The organism is Noviherbaspirillum sp., from assembly GCF_036846085.1.
Classification (GTDB): Bacteria; Pseudomonadota; Gammaproteobacteria; order Burkholderiales; family Burkholderiaceae_D; genus Noviherbaspirillum.
In genome coordinates, this window is the sequence record NZ_DAIUCO010000001.1 from 20,920 (window position 1) to 37,088 (window position 16,169).

The 16,169-nt window shown below is 56.2% G+C and carries 14 protein-coding genes; 13 read left to right on the forward strand and 1 reads right to left on the reverse strand.

Annotation, left to right across the window (positions count from 1 at the left end):
* Positions 1-278 precede the first annotated feature (278 nt).
* The 5 genes from V7080_RS00080 (at position 279) to V7080_RS00100 (ending at position 5,273) form a co-directional block, all read left to right on the forward strand.
* Complete coding sequence (locus tag V7080_RS00080) at positions 279-950, forward strand: response regulator transcription factor (RefSeq protein ID WP_334186392.1); 672 nt, start codon at positions 279-281, stop codon at positions 948-950.
* Positions 947-2,263 carry an ATP-binding protein gene (locus tag V7080_RS00085; protein ID WP_334186353.1) on the forward strand — a complete coding sequence of 439 codons (1,317 nt, stop codon included), beginning with the start codon at positions 947-949 and terminating at the stop codon, positions 2,261-2,263. Before V7080_RS00080 ends, V7080_RS00085 begins: the two co-directional genes overlap by 4 nt.
* Positions 2,264-2,387: 124 nt before the next feature.
* The gene (locus V7080_RS00090; RefSeq protein WP_334186354.1) at positions 2,388-3,893 is read left to right on the forward strand and encodes a Do family serine endopeptidase; all 1,506 of its coding nucleotides are present in this window, start codon (positions 2,388-2,390) and stop codon (positions 3,891-3,893) included.
* A 71-nt stretch (positions 3,894-3,964) separates the two neighbouring features.
* A complete protein-coding gene (locus V7080_RS00095) occupies positions 3,965-4,684 on the forward strand; it encodes an SDR family oxidoreductase (RefSeq protein WP_334186355.1) in 720 nt (239 codons plus the stop codon).
* A gap of 82 nt (positions 4,685-4,766) precedes the next feature.
* Positions 4,767-5,273 carry a beta/gamma crystallin domain-containing protein gene (locus tag V7080_RS00100; protein WP_334186356.1) on the forward strand — a complete coding sequence of 169 codons (507 nt, stop codon included), beginning with the start codon at positions 4,767-4,769 and terminating at the stop codon, positions 5,271-5,273.
* Between the two features lie 148 nt (positions 5,274-5,421).
* Here V7080_RS00100 and V7080_RS00105 read toward each other — a convergent pair whose 3' ends face one another.
* Positions 5,422-6,051, reverse strand: a complete 630-nt coding sequence (locus V7080_RS00105; RefSeq protein ID WP_334186357.1) for a pentapeptide repeat-containing protein — start codon at positions 6,049-6,051, stop codon at positions 5,422-5,424.
* Between the two features lie 255 nt (positions 6,052-6,306).
* On the opposite strand from V7080_RS00105, the gene V7080_RS00110 reads away from it, so the two are divergent.
* From V7080_RS00110 to V7080_RS00145, 8 genes are all read left to right on the forward strand, one after another.
* Positions 6,307-6,978 (forward strand): beta/gamma crystallin domain-containing protein, encoded by a 672-nt coding sequence (locus V7080_RS00110; protein ID WP_334186358.1) that lies wholly within the window; start codon positions 6,307-6,309, stop codon positions 6,976-6,978.
* A gap of 112 nt (positions 6,979-7,090) precedes the next feature.
* A complete protein-coding gene (locus tag V7080_RS00115; RefSeq protein ID WP_334186359.1) occupies positions 7,091-7,561 on the forward strand; it encodes a hypothetical protein in 471 nt (156 codons plus the stop codon).
* A 299-nt stretch (positions 7,562-7,860) separates the two neighbouring features.
* Positions 7,861-8,634 carry a PRC-barrel domain-containing protein gene (locus V7080_RS00120; protein WP_334186360.1) on the forward strand — a complete coding sequence of 258 codons (774 nt, stop codon included), beginning with the start codon at positions 7,861-7,863 and terminating at the stop codon, positions 8,632-8,634.
* 759 nt (positions 8,635-9,393) lie between these two features.
* Positions 9,394-10,497: an NADH:flavin oxidoreductase gene (locus V7080_RS00125; RefSeq protein ID WP_334186361.1), complete on the forward strand. Its 1,104-nt coding sequence runs from the start codon at positions 9,394-9,396 to the stop codon at positions 10,495-10,497.
* Positions 10,498-11,100: 603 nt separating this feature from the next.
* A complete protein-coding gene (locus V7080_RS00130) occupies positions 11,101-12,810 on the forward strand; it encodes an AMP-binding protein (RefSeq protein WP_334186362.1) in 1,710 nt (569 codons plus the stop codon).
* Positions 12,811-12,846: 36 nt separating this feature from the next.
* The gene (locus tag V7080_RS00135) at positions 12,847-14,091 is read left to right on the forward strand and encodes a branched-chain amino acid ABC transporter substrate-binding protein (RefSeq protein ID WP_334186363.1); all 1,245 of its coding nucleotides are present in this window, start codon (positions 12,847-12,849) and stop codon (positions 14,089-14,091) included.
* Between the two features lie 184 nt (positions 14,092-14,275).
* On the forward strand, positions 14,276-14,632 hold the full coding sequence (locus tag V7080_RS00140; protein ID WP_334186364.1) for a translation initiation factor Sui1: 357 nt from the start codon (positions 14,276-14,278) through the stop codon (positions 14,630-14,632).
* Between the two features lie 253 nt (positions 14,633-14,885).
* Entirely contained in the window at positions 14,886-16,076 is a 1,191-nt protein-coding gene (locus tag V7080_RS00145; RefSeq protein ID WP_334186365.1) for an acetyl-CoA C-acyltransferase family protein, read from the forward strand.
* The last annotated feature ends 93 nt before the right edge of the window (positions 16,077-16,169 follow it).

The following is a 16,169-nucleotide window of genomic DNA, read 5'->3' on the forward strand; positions in this document are numbered from 1 at the left end:
GCTCAGGCAGGCAATTTAATCCTCGCTTAACTTTGAAGAAGCAATATCAATCTATATGATGCATGCTGTCGCTCACTTGTTTGCATTCCAGGGAAGACGACAGCGGCACTGTTGGCTATGCATTTTTTTGCCGCGATATGGGGAGTGGGTCGTTTCTTGCAACGGATAGGCATGGTTCAAGATCATGGGTTGTCGGTATAAAGCGAGCTTCCGGCATGGCAGGCATCCCGCTTCCGACAAAACTGACCAATCTGAATTCGTTGGGCTTGGAGGGCAACATGCGAGTGCTACTGGTGGAAGACGATGCAATGATCGGCGATAGCATCAAAATTTCGTTAATGCGCGATAACTGTATCGTTGATTGGGTCCGTGATGGAAGAATGGTCGAAACCGCCGTGTCGACCGAACATTTTGACTTGGTATTGCTTGATCTTGGCCTGCCTGGAAAATCGGGACTTGAAATTCTGCGCGGCCTGCGCCAGAAGCGGGAGAGCGTTCCCGTTATTGTCGTCACTGCGAGAGATGCGGTGGATGACCGCATCAAAGGCTTGGATTCCGGCGCGGACGATTACGTGGTCAAGCCCTTCGATATGGATGAATTATCCGCTCGGATGCGGTCAGCTATACGCCGCAGCACTGGCAGGGCCGAGCCGGATATCAGGCTGCATGGCTTGCGCATATCACCGGGTTCCCGGGAAATCTGGCGGGACGGCGTTCCTGTTTATCTATCGGGCAAGGAATACGCGATCTTCGAGGCGCTGGTTATTCGACCAGGTAACATTCTCTCCCGCGATCAGCTTGAGGAACGCTTGTACGGGTGGGGTGATGAACTCGACAGCAACGCCATCGAGGTTCACATACACGCGATTCGCCGCAAGTTGGGAAGCAACATCATAAAAAATGTACGTGGTGTCGGCTATTTGGTCCCCAAAGAGAAACCTGCTGAATGAAATCCCTGCGGGCGAGATTGACGGTTTATCTGCTGACCTCTGCACTGATCACCGCCTTGATAATCGGGTATGCGACCTATCAGCGCACGCTCGACCAGAACGAAAAGCTCATCGACTATCAGCTGCGGCAAACTGCGTTGTCGTTGCGTGACCAGGGGATGGTTGATGACTGGTCTTCGGATGTATTTGAAGAAGAACAGCATGATGTTGTTGTTCAGATATGGACGGAAAGCGGCAATGTCCTGTATCTGTCGCATCCGGGTATTGCGTTACCTGAAAAGGCAATTCTCGGATTTGCAGATGCGTACGCCAACGGCCGACGCTGGCGGGTCTATAGCATGGTTGGCCGTAGTCGCGTGATCCAGGTGGCGCAGCCTTACGATATCAGGCATGACCTTGCCGCGGGTGCCGCATTGCGCAGCCTGATGCCATTGATCGCACACATGCCAATCATGGCATTCCTGATCTGGCTGGTCATCGGAAAGGCGCTAAAGCCGTTGCGCCACCTCGAACGAGAGGTAACCGAACGTGACGCCCGGTCGCTCGATCCTGTCACCGAGGAAGGCATGCCCACCGAGATTGCGCCGGTTGCCAAGGCGCTTAACCTGCTGCTGGCACGACTCAAGCGAGCATTTGACGGCCAGCGCGCCTTCGTGGGCGACGCCGCCCACGAATTGCGCTCCCCTTTGACCGCATTGAAGTTGCAGCTGCGATTGCTTGCAACCGCCGACAATGAAAAGGACAAGATTGCCGCTATGCGTAGCCTGGATGACGGCGTCGACCGGGCAACCCGGATGATCGAGCAACTCCTTACAGCTGCCCGGACTGAATATAGCGAAAGCACATTCAAGGAAGTGGACGTTGACCTTGTTGAAACAATGCGCCGCGCTATTGCAGAAATGTATCCGCTTGCGGAAGCGCGCCATATCAACATCAGCATGGATGCGCCAGATCATATGCAGATGAAGGGCGATGCGACCCAGTTGTTTATTCTGATGCGCAACCTGCTGGACAATGCGATTCGGTACACGCCCAAGCAGGGATCCGTCGAGGCCAATCTGCACATGGCCGACAATCGAATGTGTCTATGCATCGACGACAGCGGGCCGGGAATTCCCGCAGATGAACGGGAGCGGGTATTCAGACGGTTTTATCGTGCACAGTCAAACGAAGAAGGCGGCAACGGATTGGGACTGGCCATTGTCAAAAACGTCGCGATCCATCATCACGCGTCCGTCAAACTCGGCGACTCGCCACTCGGGGGGCTGCGTGTACTTGTTTGCTTTGGTCGCCATCGCGCCGCATCCAACTGATACGAAAATGGTGGTCGCTCGACCGGCACCGGCTGTCTTGCAGCGTTCGATATTAATTCTGCCTTAATATCCGCGACCTAATCTTCTATTGTCGAGGCTTTCAGGAACGACAAGAGGATATTTCATGCCATCCAAACTACTTGCCGTTACTCTTGTAGGGACAGGCATTGTTGCGACAGCGGGCATCAATGCGGGAAGCTGGAATCCAGCGAGCTGGTTTAACCGCCAGCCTGTCGTACCATCCAATACCGCGCTGGCGACGTCCGAGGCTGGCGTTTCATCAGCGACACCAGAGGAACCGCAGAAACCGATCGCGCCTGCGCCTGCGCCAAATTACAAAGCCATTGTGGAACGCTTCGGTCCTTCGGTAGTTGGTGTGACGACCGAAGGTGTTGCTGACGCGACGGCCGGCGCCTTGCCGGAGCGGCTGGCAAACGATCCATTTTATAAGTTCTTCCAAGGCATTCCCGGATTCCAGGGAAGCGCGCCCTTGCCCGGGATGCCATCACGCGGGCAGGGCTCGGGTTTCATCGTGGGAGCGGACGGATTGATCTTGACCAATGCCCACGTCGTGCGCGATGCCCGTGAAGCGACGGTCAAACTCAGCGACAGGCGCGAGTACAGGGCGAAAGTGCTCGGAAACGACCCTGCCAGCGACGTCGCAGTACTGAAGATCGACGCAACCGGTCTGCCGGTTGTCAATGTCGGTAATCCGGCTCGCTTGCGTGTCGGCGACTATGTACTTGCAATCGGAGCCCCGTTCGGATTTGAGCACAGCGCGACAGCGGGAATTGTCAGTGCCAAAGGTCGGTCTCTTCCTGGCGAAACCTATGTGCCGTTCATCCAGACCGATGTCGCGGTTAATCCTGGCAATTCCGGTGGGCCGCTCTTCAACGCTTACGGCAATGTCATCGGTATCAATGCCCAAATCTACAGCCGCTCGGGTGGATACCGAGGCGTGTCGTTTGCCATCCCCATTGACGTCGCGTTAAAGGTGAAGGAGCAAATCGTTACGACGGGAAAAGTCAGGCACGCTCGCCTTGGGGTAACTGTCCAGGAAGTGAATCAAGCACTGGCCAATTCCTTCAAACTCCAGCAACCGAAAGGCGCCCTGGTCTCCAGGGTAACGCCCGGCAGCGCGGCACAGAAAGCCGGTCTTCAGGCGGGGGATGTAATTCTCAAATACAACGGGACAGAAATTGTACGGTCGGCCGACTTGACGGCTCGCGTCGGCTCTGCGCAGCCAGGTGACAAGGTGAATCTTACGGTATGGCGAGCAGGCAAACCGAAGGAGCTGATGGCGACGTTACTGGACGCGGAAAACAGTATGGCTGCTCCGGGACATACTATAGGAGAAGGTGAAAATGGGCTGCTGGGTATAGCGGTCAGGCCGCTGTCACACGAAGAAAGCAAGCGAAATGGCATCGACGGCGGCATCGTCGTGGAGCAAAGCGGCGGACCTGCGAGTCGGGCCGGTATCCGACCAGGTGACATCATCGTTTCGCTGAACGGAAAAGCGGTGAAGTCGGCCGATGAATTGGCCTCGCTCCTGGCGAACGATCAAAAAACCGTTGCTTTGCTCATACAACGCGGCGAAACCAGGATTTTTGTTCCAGTCCCTATGAGTTAAGTCCGATATGCCGTCGTGCGCCGCAGGGGACAAGAATCTGATTACGGACCCGTTTTCAGGAGGCTCATCGAATGAACGCACTCGTAACCGGTAGCAGCAGTGGACTTGGACTTGCAGTTGCGCTCGAGTTAGCGTCGGCAGGCATGCCAGTAGCAATTGCTGACTGCAAGTACGCCGAAACAGATACTGATGGCACGCTCAATCCAAATGTGGGGGGCTCCGCCATCGATGATTTTCACCGTCTTGATCTGCTCGAGGCGCGTATCAAACGAGCCTTACGTGAAGCGGCAGCCGTCGACGGGCAGCTAGATGTAGTCGTTTGCAACTCTCACCTGCAAGTGTTTCCCGACTTTGATTCACTGGAAACCGAAGAATGGCAAACAGCCATCCTGGTTGATCTGTTAAATGCCCATTACCTGCTAAAGCACGTTCCCCGCTTCATGGCTCCTGATGGCATGGTTTGTATCGTATTCGCGCCACCGCCAACCGGTTCAACCTACGCGCAGGTCGTCTATGCAGCAGCGTCATCGGCTATGGTGGACATGGCTCGTATCGGTTCGACCAGAAGTAGACTGCAACGCGTTCATGTAAATATTGTTTTCCCCTGGTCTTGCGACAGTCCCGACACGTCAGGTGACCGGCCCGAAATTCCGATTAGGGAAGAGGTCGCCGGAGACAAAAGTCCATACGCGTCCGTCGTTGCGGCAATTATGCAGATTGCCCAAGGTGGTCCATTGTGGCGACCGGGGACCGCATTCAAAGCCGGCCCGCATCGGGTCGAGTGCTACTGAATGGTGAGGGGCCGGGACGCAAGTATCGGGAATTGCATCGAGTCTGCCGGATAAGCACAGGTTAAATAACGCAGGAGGCTCTATGTTTGCAGCTGCCCACAGTTGGAAAACAGCGGCATTCGCTGCTATTTTGCTCTTGTCTATCGGAGGTTCATGGGCTTCCGACGCCCGGTTTGCGTCCTCGAAAGCGACTGACCAGGCAACACGGGCGCAACAGGAAGGGGGCGGCACCAGCCAGCATCAGGCATCCAATTTTGTTCTTATGCCTTCCAGATCCTTGGAAAAACAGGGCTTAATAAGCAATGGCTGCTGGAGTCGGCTGTATGAGGACAGCAATTTCGCCGGTGGTGCTATTACGCTGACTGGTCCACAAGCAATGCCATCCATGGTCGGGCCCTTTGGAATCAATTGGACGAATCGAGTGAAGAGCATAGCACTATGCAGGACCGCGGTTCTGACCGTCTATGATAACGATTCGTTCCGGCAGAAAACTTCGCAACTCGAACCGGGGACGTCAGTCGCCGAATTGAGTAAGCGCACCGGCTACTTCGACGACTTTGCGTCGCTAAAGATCGCTTGTCGGACCTGATGGTGCAAAGCGATTTGTGCATGCTGGTCACCCAAACCGGGATAGCCTCCGGTCCGGTGAACAGTACATGTTTGACAATTCACGTATCGGCTCCTGGGTCCTCATTCTGTTGAACGCCCTGCCAGGTTGCCATATTTGACGCGCATGTTCATGGACAAGCTTTGCAATCCTTGGTGATCGCCCTGGAAAACATTGCCGCGTCAACTAATGCCCCGGTCAGGTCTGCGCCTGTCAAATCAGCGTTTGTAAAGTTGACGCCTCGAAGGTCCGCACTGCGAAACGTTGCGCCCTTCAAGTTCGCAGATCGGAACGTAGCTCTTTGCAGCTTTGCACCATCGAAGTTCGCCAACGCCATTTCGGCACCTGCGAAATCGGCACCTTGAAACTGCACGTATTGAAAGTTGGCGGCCCTGGCAATCACGTTTTGCATGTTTGCGTTCGTTCCTTCGCTTCCGCTGAGGTTTGCGTTTGCCAGGTTGGCGGCTCGCAAATCTACTTCAATCAGTGAAGCGTTTTGTAAATCTGCGCCATGCAGGTCTATCCTCGTGAGGTTTGCCCCATCAAATATCACTTCGCGCAATTGCGCCTTGGCCAGGTTCGATCCGGAAAACTGGGAATTTGCAAGGTCGGTGCCGCGCAGTGTTAGACCATTCAAGTTCATGTCTGCGCACAACGCGCCTTCCCGAAGCTGGCAGCCATTGTATTCATCCGGCTTTTGTGCGAATGCGGTGCTGATGCAAATACTTAGTGCCAAGCAAACTGGAACAGGACTTTTCATTTCGTTCTCCTTGAAAGGCCGGTAAAGGTTCAGTTCTACGCGAGAAACAACCTCGCGAACGTGCAGATTGAAGCAAACCGCGTACCCGAGATTCTTTAAAGCCTTAACCAAGGTTTAATTTTCGCTTCCTATGCTGGGACCATTGATGTTCTTAACGAAGCTGCCGCCGACTGTATGGCAGTCAGATGACTACAACCGGCATGCCCTCGACTGTTGGTTGGATTGCCGGTACGACCCACTATCAAGGAGTACATCATGAATATCGCGCTATTACACAAAGCCGTAGCATTCGCGTCCACTGTCGCTTTCATCACTATCCCTGGACCGTCATTCAGCCAAAGTGCCAGCGGTGCAAGCCCTAATCCGCCTGCGTCATCCAGTAGTTCCGGTAGCCAGGGCACATCAGGGGCATCTTCACCGCCATCTGCCCAGGCGGGTGCGGCGTCAACGTCGGGAGGAGGCGCCGCTAAAACGGATCAGGGTGCATCCAGCACAAAAGAGAGCTCTATGGGCGAGACGCAAAAAAACAAAGCTGCCGCTGCGGGCAAGGGGGCACTCCCGCCTGGTCATCCGAAGATCAGCTATATGGTCGTCCCGGTGGTTTCCACTGAAGGCCAGAATATGATGAAGAAGGGCTGCTGGGCGAAATTTTATGACAACACCAATTTTTCAGGCGACACGCTGACCCTCGTTGGCCCGGCCGAAATGCCTGACATGACCGGACCCTTCGGACTCGATTGGGAGCGCAAGATATCCAGCGTCGAGACCGGACCGAAAGCTCGGGTTCTGGTTTACGACAACGAAAACTTCAACGACCTCGTTTCGACGTTCAAGCCAGGCCAGAAGAGCAACGATGTCAGCAAAAAAATGGGCTTCTTCGACGAGTTTAAATCGGTGAAGATTGCCTGCGACAACGTTGCATCGTGAGTGCTGGTAGTGTTAGCTGTTAGCGCAATTGACTGAACCCGTACTCGCAAGCAGGTCGTATGTGATACGGGGTCCATCATTCGATTCAAAATCAACCGCTATGGAGGCAATAATGTTCAAATTATCCCGACTTCTAGTTCCCGCGCTGGCGGGCCTCACGATTGCCGCGAACCCTGCATGGGCGCAGTCTGTTTCGGTTACGCCGAATGCGGCGGCAGCATCGGCGAATCCTAGCAAGCCTGTTACGGTGCTTGCTCCGGCCTCGCAACCAGACCCGCTCCTGAATAATGGATGCTGGGTCCAATTGTCCGACAATATCGGTACGCCGGCGAAGCAGGAGTACCTGACCATTATCGGTTCGAAGTATATGCCGACGCTGGAAACGGTAACAGGCCAAAACTGGAATGGGCGAGCAGATGGTATGAGTGTCGGCCCGAATGCATTGGTGGCAGCCTATGGTGAAGAAGGCTATGGTGGCCCGGCAGTCCTGTTTCGACCGAATCAGATTGTTCAGGACTTGAGGGCAAATCTAGGCCTCATTGACTCCATCGAGTCCATGAAGATCGAGTGCAGAAACACGTAAGTTCATGAGCGATGTTGTGCTGCGGACGTCTGCAAAGAACTGGTGAAGCTGCGGCATAAGCAAATGGCGTATTTGCTCGGTCCGGCAAATATCGCCTGCCATTCAGAATTGGCGTGTTCACGGAAAAATTTGACACAACACCGCTCTCAAGCCGCTCAATCAAGGCGATCAATCAAGTCCGCGGCTGATTGGTCGCCTTGTTACCTAACACCTGCGATGCCGAGTCAGAATGCTGGCAGTGTTTTTTGGAATTTGATACTACCAGTACAAACCGAATTGCCATTGCTGAGGAGAGCGTCATGGGCAAACTCAAGAGCGTAGACGAGCTGTTTGGTTTTTCCGTTGAGGCGGTCGATGGTGCGTTGGGTCATGTGGTAGACGTTCTGTTCGATGATGCGGATTGGGCAATTAGGTATCTTGTCGTCGACACACGAGATCGGATGCCCGGGCGACGGGTATTGATATCGACTGCTGCCGTGAGGAGGATCAGTCTGGTCCGGAAAACCCTGCAGGTCGACTTCGTCAGGCAAGACATTCAGTCCAGTCCGGATGTCGCAATTTCAAAGCCCGTCTCGGGTCGGCAGGAGGTAGCACTAGTTCAGTACTATCGCTATCCATATTACTGGGCTGGTCCCCCGCAATGGGGACATATAAGCAACCTAACTGCTGGCGGACGTGTCGTTTCTAAAGACGAAGGAAAGGAAGACAAGGCATTGAGGATCACGCGCGAGCGTGTCCGTCGAGATCCTTACTTGCGTTTCTGCAGCGAAGTTTCAGGATTTGACATCTATGCGGCGCAGGATATGGTCGGGCATGTCGACGATTTTATCTTTGACGTCAAGGGTTGGCGCATATGCATGATCGTGGTCAATACTCGAAACTGGTGGCCCGGCAAGCATATGCTGGTCTCTCCCTTGCTCGTCAGTCGGGTTAGCTGGAAGGCGAATATGATCGAAGTAGATGTGACGCGAGATCTTGTGGAGAGAAGTCCGGAGTACAACGTGCTGTCGCCACCGAGCGTTCTTAATCACGAACTGTACCGCCAACAAGGCAATTGTCGATCTCGCCGTTGATCTTGACAGGCACAAGTCCTATCTCATCGTCACACGGAACAGTCAGGTTCTGGTCGCTTTGATATCCGTGAACATCATCAAATTCGGTGGGAGGGCTATGGTTAAGGTGGCTTGGCGATCTTCGTTCAAGGTTGTCTCAAGGATGCTTGATCATGAACTGATGACACGCTGTCGTCAGGCCTCCTTGCCAAGCGCAAGTCAGTGAGCGTCCCTGTACCACCGGCTTCGAGCCATTTCCCGAGTATCTGTGCAGTGGAGCCCGCTTTCACGAATCACGTCGTCGGGAAAAGACAGCGTGGCTGCTACGACGAACTGTACCCTAATATCTGACGGATTCTGCGCGGAACACCATTCCAGCCCCCCGATCGCCGCAATACATCGCTGGCGCCACACGGTAGGCCAAGAGCCGTCCATCGCCTCCCGCAACAGGTCGGCCAATACGCAACCCGTCACAAAGATATCTTCGCGCAGACCGAACGGCTTTACGCCGTCCGAATAGCCCTCTCCACGCACGATCAAGTTTTGGGCCCCCACCCAAGGATCCGGATTAAGCAGTGGAAATCTTTCGTGCTAGTTCATGTTCCGAAATTTGGGTTGGTCGGCGTGGCAATCTTGACAACGGTTCAAGCAGTGCATCCGTGGCAATCAACTTTCCAAGAGTCAGCTCGATCACAGATCTTCTCGATAGCATAAAATAGCACGAGCGTTCTATGCACATCTTGCTTCAACCCGGATTCGTGATTCCCATAGGAGGATTTCTTGCGTTCTGATTCCAGCCGCCTTTTTTCACCGTTCAATTACAAGTCGCTGTCGCTGTCCAATCGCGTCGTGATGGCGCCGATGACCCGGTCCAAGAGTCCCGATGGCATTCCCGGGGCAGACGTTGCAGCCTACTACCGCAAGCGCGCAGAGGGAGGCGTCGGCCTGCTCATCACGGAAGGCACGACGATCGACCGCCCCGGTGCATCCAATGACGTGAACATACCGAACTTTTACGACCCCAAAAGCCTTGACGGTTGGAGACGCGTTGTACAGGAAGTGCATGCCGCCGGCGGAAAAATAGCACCGCAACTCTGGCACATGGGCATGGTGAGAAAGCCGGGAACCGGCCCTTGTCCCGACGGAAAATCGGACGGGCCATCCGGTTTGACAGCCTCCGGGAAGCAGGTAACGGATCCGATGAGCGATGCCGACATTGCCGACACCATCGATGCTTTCGCCAGAGCGGCAGCGGCGGCCACGGATATCGGATTCGATGCGATCGAGCTGCACGGCGCGCACGGCTATCTGCTGGACCAGTTTTTCTGGGAGCACTCCAACCGCCGTACCGACGCGTTTGGCGGAGACCTCGTCAAACGCACGCGTTTCGTCCAGGATATCGTCAAGGCGATAAGAAGGCGTGTCGGGCCGGACCTTGTGGTCATCCTTCGATATTCGCAGTGGAAGCAGCAAGATTACGGTGCGCGGCTTGCGAATTCTCCGGCGGAGTTGGCGATGTTCGTGGAGCCGCTGGTTGACGCGGGGGTCGATATCTTCCACTGCTCGACGCGTCGCTTCTGGGAGCCTGAATTCGAGGGGTCGTCGCTCAATCTCGCTGGCTGGACAAAAAAGATCACCGGCCACCCGACGATAACGGTGGGTTCGGTCGGGCTCAAAGGCAGCGACTTCATCCATGCCTTCAAGGGGGAAAGTGCCGAGGTCGGCGACATCGGCGAACTGGAGGAACGGCTTGCGAGGGACGAATTCGATCTGGTTGCCGTGGGGCGCGCGCTCATCACCGATCCAGCGTGGCCACTGAAGGTGCAAAAGGGGCGGTTCGACGAACTCGCCGCATTCACGCCCGACGCGCTTACGACGCTGTAACTGCATTTTCTGGCCATGAGGATGGACGCGGCAGGTGAGGGGGCGGTACCAGCATTACTCGGCTGCCTGCCGCATCCTAAACCAGACGAATAGGCTGATGACGATGCCCCGCTGTTTCGCGTTGAAGACCAACGATACGGTGCATCATCAAATCCTGCCTGGCCGTTTTCGTCTTTGCGGCTGGAATTGTTTCTCTACTGGCATGCCGGCAGTGAAAACGATGTGGTGGCCCGCTGGCTGCGTCACCAGAATTCTGTCGGTAATGCATCCGCAAACTGATGCCACGTCGGTTCCTCTGCCTCAGAAGAGCAGACAAATCGCTTCTGCTGCGCAGGCCGTCTAGCGATAAATACATCCCTCCTGCCTCAACTGCACATCTCCCACGCCGGCAGGGATGCCGCATGGCATTACTGCTTGTCGATACAGGTACAGGGGCGGCATGAATCCTGTGCATATTGCATCATCCAACAAAATCATTGGATACATTTGCATTCCGCACTTAAGCTTTGTACAGAAGTCCAACTACAAGCTACAAGCGATGACGCGTAGTCGCTGCAGAATACTGCCGGCTTGCGCGATCAGGTGGCAACGGAGACAGACAAAGTGAATTTCCCCGACTATCCGTGGATCAAGTCGTATCCGCCCAACCTGCCATGGGACGCCGGAGTCGAGGTGATGCCCGTATATCGCCTGCTGGACATTGCCGCGGCGGCTGCTCCCGACCGTCCGGCCATACAATTCCACGGAAAGACAACCACCTATGCGCAGCTGCTTGACGGCGTCAATCGTGCGGCGCGAGGTCTTCAACAACTAGGCGTGCGGCCGGGCGTGCAGGTTGGACTGTATCTGCCGAACACTCCGCATTTCATCATTGCGTTCTTCGCTGTACTCAAGGCCGGCGGCACGGTCGTCAACTACTCCCCGCTGGATGCGGAGAACGTGGTTGAACATAAGATCGGCGATAGCGAAACCGATATTATCGTCACGCTGGACCTTGAATCGCTTTACCCGCTGATGAACAGGCTCATGGCCCGCACCCGTGTCAAAACGCTGGTAGTCGGCAACCTGGGTGAAGTGTCGGATGTGCCGGACGCAACGCAATCCGCCCTCCGGCAAGCGCAAAAACCGACTGAGGTGGTGTGGGATGCGCAACGCATTCCATTTGCACAACTGCTCGAAAATGACGGGCGCTACGTGGCCATGGAGCCAGCCGATTTGCATGAAACCATCGCGGTGCTGCAGTACACCGGCGGCACCACCGGCCTGCCGAAGGGCGCCATGCTGACGCATGCGAACCTGTCGGCCGGATGCAGCCAGGCGATGCTCAACCTGAGCGGTGACAACGGCTTGGCATTTGGCAGGGAAACGTTTCTTCTCATGCTGCCGCTATTTCATATCTATGCATTGACTTTCAACTTGCTGCTCGGCATCCGCCTTGGCGCGACACTGCTGCTGCATACGCGCTTTGACCCCACCGCAGCCGTTGGGGATATCGCACAGCGCCGTGTGACGGTTTTCTTTGGCGTGCCGACGATGTTCACTGCCATCAATGGTGTGCCGGACGTGGATACCTATGACTTTTCATCGCTGAAGTTCAGCAACTCGGGCGGTGCGCCGCTTCCTGTCGAGGTGCATGAGCGGTTCGAAAAGCTGACCGGTTGCTCGCTTCGGGAGGGATGGGGCATGACCGAGGTGTGCGGCGTCGGTACCAATACGCCGAAATTGCGCCCGCACAAGATCGGATCTTGCGGTGTGCCGATGTGCGGCGTGACACTCCGATTCGCCGGCGTCGACGATCCGGCGCGCACGGTCAACTACGGCGAACAAGGCGAGGTCTGCATCGCCGGTCCGAACGTGATGAAGGGCTACTGGAAAAATCCCGATGCAACGTCGGCGAGCATGACGACCGACGGCTTCCTTCGCACCGGCGATGTCGGTTACATGGACGACGATGGCTTTCTATGGATCGTGGACCGCATCAAGGACATGATTCTCTGCAGCGGCTATAACGTGTATCCCCGATTGATCGAGGAAGCCATTTACAAGCATCCTTCGGTGGCAGAAGTCATGGTCATTGGCGTCCGGGATGAATACCGCGGCCAATGCCCGAAGGCGTTCATTCGCCTCAATGAAGGCGCGCCCGCATTCACGCTCGACGAACTGCGTGCGTTCCTGAAGCCCCATCTCGGCAAGCACGAAATGATTCAGGCGATGGAATTGCGCGATACGTTGCCGAAGACTGCGGTTGGCAAGCTTTCCAAGAAAGACCTGCAGGACGAGGAAACGGCCAGGCGTGCGCGCGCACGCTCCTGACCGTCCATACCATTCATCGCGCAAGGAGTAACGACCATGACAACCAAGCTGCGCCGCATCGCGCTTTCCGTTTCGATCGCCGCCACCCTATTCGCTCCGGCCGTGCAGGCGGAAAACATCCGCATCGCATTCATCGACCCGCTGTCGGGTCCGTTCGCGCCGCCGGGCCGCAATGCGCTGAACAGCCTGCAGCTCATTGCCGGCATCGCCACCGAACAGAAATGGGCCGGTCCCGGAAATACCATGGAAGTCGTAGGGTTCGACAACAAGGCCAGTCCGCAGGAATCGCTGATCGCGTTCAAAACGGTCGTCGATCAGGGCTTTCGCTATATCGCTCAAGGCGCCGGATCTGGCGTTGGCCTGGCTCTGCTTGACGCAATCAACAAGCACAATGAGCGCAATCCGGGCAAGGAAATCGTCTATCTCGATTACGCGGCGCTCGACCCGGACATGACCAACAGCAAGTGCAGCTTCTGGCACTTCCGCTTCGAGCCGAATTCCGATATGCGCATGGAAGCACTGACGACCTATATCGCCGACAACCCGAACATCAAGAAGGTCTACATCATCGGGCAAAACTATGCGCTCGGCCATCAGGTATCGCGCGCTGCAAAGGAATACCTGAAGCGCAAGCGTCCGGATATCCAGATCGTCGGCGATGACCTTCATCCGATTGCCACGGTCAAGGATTTTTCGCCCTATGTGGCCAAGATCAAGGCGGCGTCGGCCGACGCGGTCATTACCGGCAATTGGGGCGCCGACCTTGCGTTGATGGTGAAGGCAGCCAAGGATGCGGGGCTGGAGACAACGTTCTACACCTACACCGCCTATACGTCGGGCGTACCGCAGGCGATGGGGGCGGCGGGCGCTGATCGCGTCAAGAACGTCAGCTATTGGAATGTGAACAGTGATCCGGCAGGCAAGGAAGTCGTCGAGCTGATGAAGAAGAAGTACAACGATGATTACTGGCTGATGTCGAGCCACAGCGCGCTGTCGATGCTTGCCAGGGCCGTCAAGGATACCGGGTCCGCCGATCCGGTGAAAGTCGCATTCGCCATGGAAGGGATGAAGATAAAGTCGCTCAACGGCGAGGTCGAGATGCGCAAGGCGGATCATCAGCTGCAGCAGCCGATTTACATCAATACGTGGGTCAAGACGAATGACACGGATGTGAAGTACGACCAGGAGAATACCGGTTATGGCTGGCGCACCGACAAGAAGATCGATGCGTATGTCGCTACCCAGCCGACGTCGTGCCAGATGAAGCGTCCTGGCCGATAACGGGTATCGGATCGCGTCGGCAAGCGATGCGGCAGGATTCACCGTCGGGCAATGTAGCCGACCAAACGCCGGTTCCGCGATTGGGTCGACTCGTTGCATCGACCGGTTGAATCCAGGACCATGAGCGGACGGTCACGCGGTGCTAAACTCGAGCGATCTTCCTTCGAACAATACCGAGCAACACATGAAAAGCAGTTCAAACGGCGGCCTTGTGTATTCCACCGATGGCGGACGCATGTGTGCTGACTGCCGGCAGCCCGTTTCAAGATGTGCCTGCAGGCTTAAGACCCTGCCCGCAGGGGATGGTGTGGTGCGCGTATCACGCCAGACGAAAGGCCGGGGCGGAAAAAGCGTAACGCTCATCAAGGGGCTGGCACTCGATCCTGCTGCACTGGCTTTGCTGGGCAAGCAGTTGCGCACAACATGCGGCTCCGGCGGAACGGTGAAGGACGGTGTGATTGAAGTACAGGGGGACCACTGCGAGCAGATCATGTCAGAACTCAGAAAGCATGGTCATCATGCCAAGCGCACTGGTGGCTAGCTTTGGAAAATTCGTTCCAACAGCTTCAATCCGCAATCGGCCAGTGCGACAGTGCGGTGGTGCATGGTTTCGCAGCATGCTCGACTGGAATCTGGCGCATTCGGCTACGATGAGCGTCTTCGGAAGCGGTCAGCCTGGAATATCCTCGGGAACAGGATCGCATGATGCGCCGCAGGTGGCGCCAACCCGCATAATGGGATACGCCGTTGCCTGGGTCGATGGCTTTTGCATTGCATTTTAGAAAGGAATGAAAATGAATGAGAAGAAGGATGTGGTGGTCGTTGGCGCCGCGCGCACGGCGATCGGCACTTTTGGCGGCACGCTGAAGGACTTCGCCGGCGCTGACCTGGCGACAATCGCCGTCAAGGAGGCTTTTTTGCGTGCGAAGGTCGATCCGGCCGCCGCGCAGCAGATCGTATTAGGCAATGTCATACAGTGTGAACCGCGCGACATGTATGTGTCGCGTGTGGCCGGGATCAATGCCGGCATGACCAAGGAATCCGCTGCCTTGACGCTCAATCGCCTGTGCGGTTCGGGCTTGCAGGCGATCATCACGGCCGCGAATGCCATACAGCTCGGTGACAGCGAGATCGCCGTCGGCGGTGGCGTGGAAACGATGAGCCGCGCGCCTTACGTCATGCAGGGTGCGCGTTGGGGTACACGTATGGGTGACGCCTCCATGCTCGACATGTTGCTGGGCGCACTCCAGGACCCGTTCGGTACCGGGCACATGGGGATTACTGCCGAGAATGTGGCGGCACTGTACAGCATCTCTCGTGAAGAACAGGATGCGTTCGCAGCGGAAAGCCAGCGCAAGGCGTTGGCAGCAATTGAAGCGGGTTATTTCAAGGAACAGATCGTACCGGTCGCGATCAAGGGCCGCAATGGCACGACGCCCTTCGAGACGGACGAACATCCGAAGGCCGGTACCACCGCGGAAGCGCTGGCGAAGCTGAAGCCGGCTTTCAAGAAAGAAAACGGGACGGTCACGGCAGGCAATGCGTCCGGCCTGAATGACGGCGCGGCCGCCGTCGTACTGATGGACGCCGATGCTGCCTCACGCGCCGGGCTGGCACCGCTTGCCCGCCTCGTATCGTATGCCGTGGCGGGCGTGGATCCGTCGCTGATGGGCACCGGGCCGATTCCCGCTGTGAAACTGGCACTGCAGCGTGCCGGGCTAACGCTGGCGGACATGGATGTAATCGAATCCAACGAGGCCTTCGCCGCGCAATCGCTCGGCGTATGCCGTGGACTGGACCTTGATCCGGCGAAGACCAATCCCAATGGTGGCGCAATTGCATTAGGGCACCCGCTCGGTGCCAGCGGCGCGATCATCACCGTGAAATGCCTGTATGAGTTAAAGCGTACGCAGAAGCGCTATGGATTGGTGACAATGTGCATTGGTGGCGGGCAGGGGATTGCCGCGATTTTCGAGCGCATGTGACGTGATGGCGCTTTTGATCCTGCGGATAAAGGCAGTTGGTAGCCGTAGATGAGTGCGGGTTGTCTGTGTGCATCGACGACCATACATAGTCTG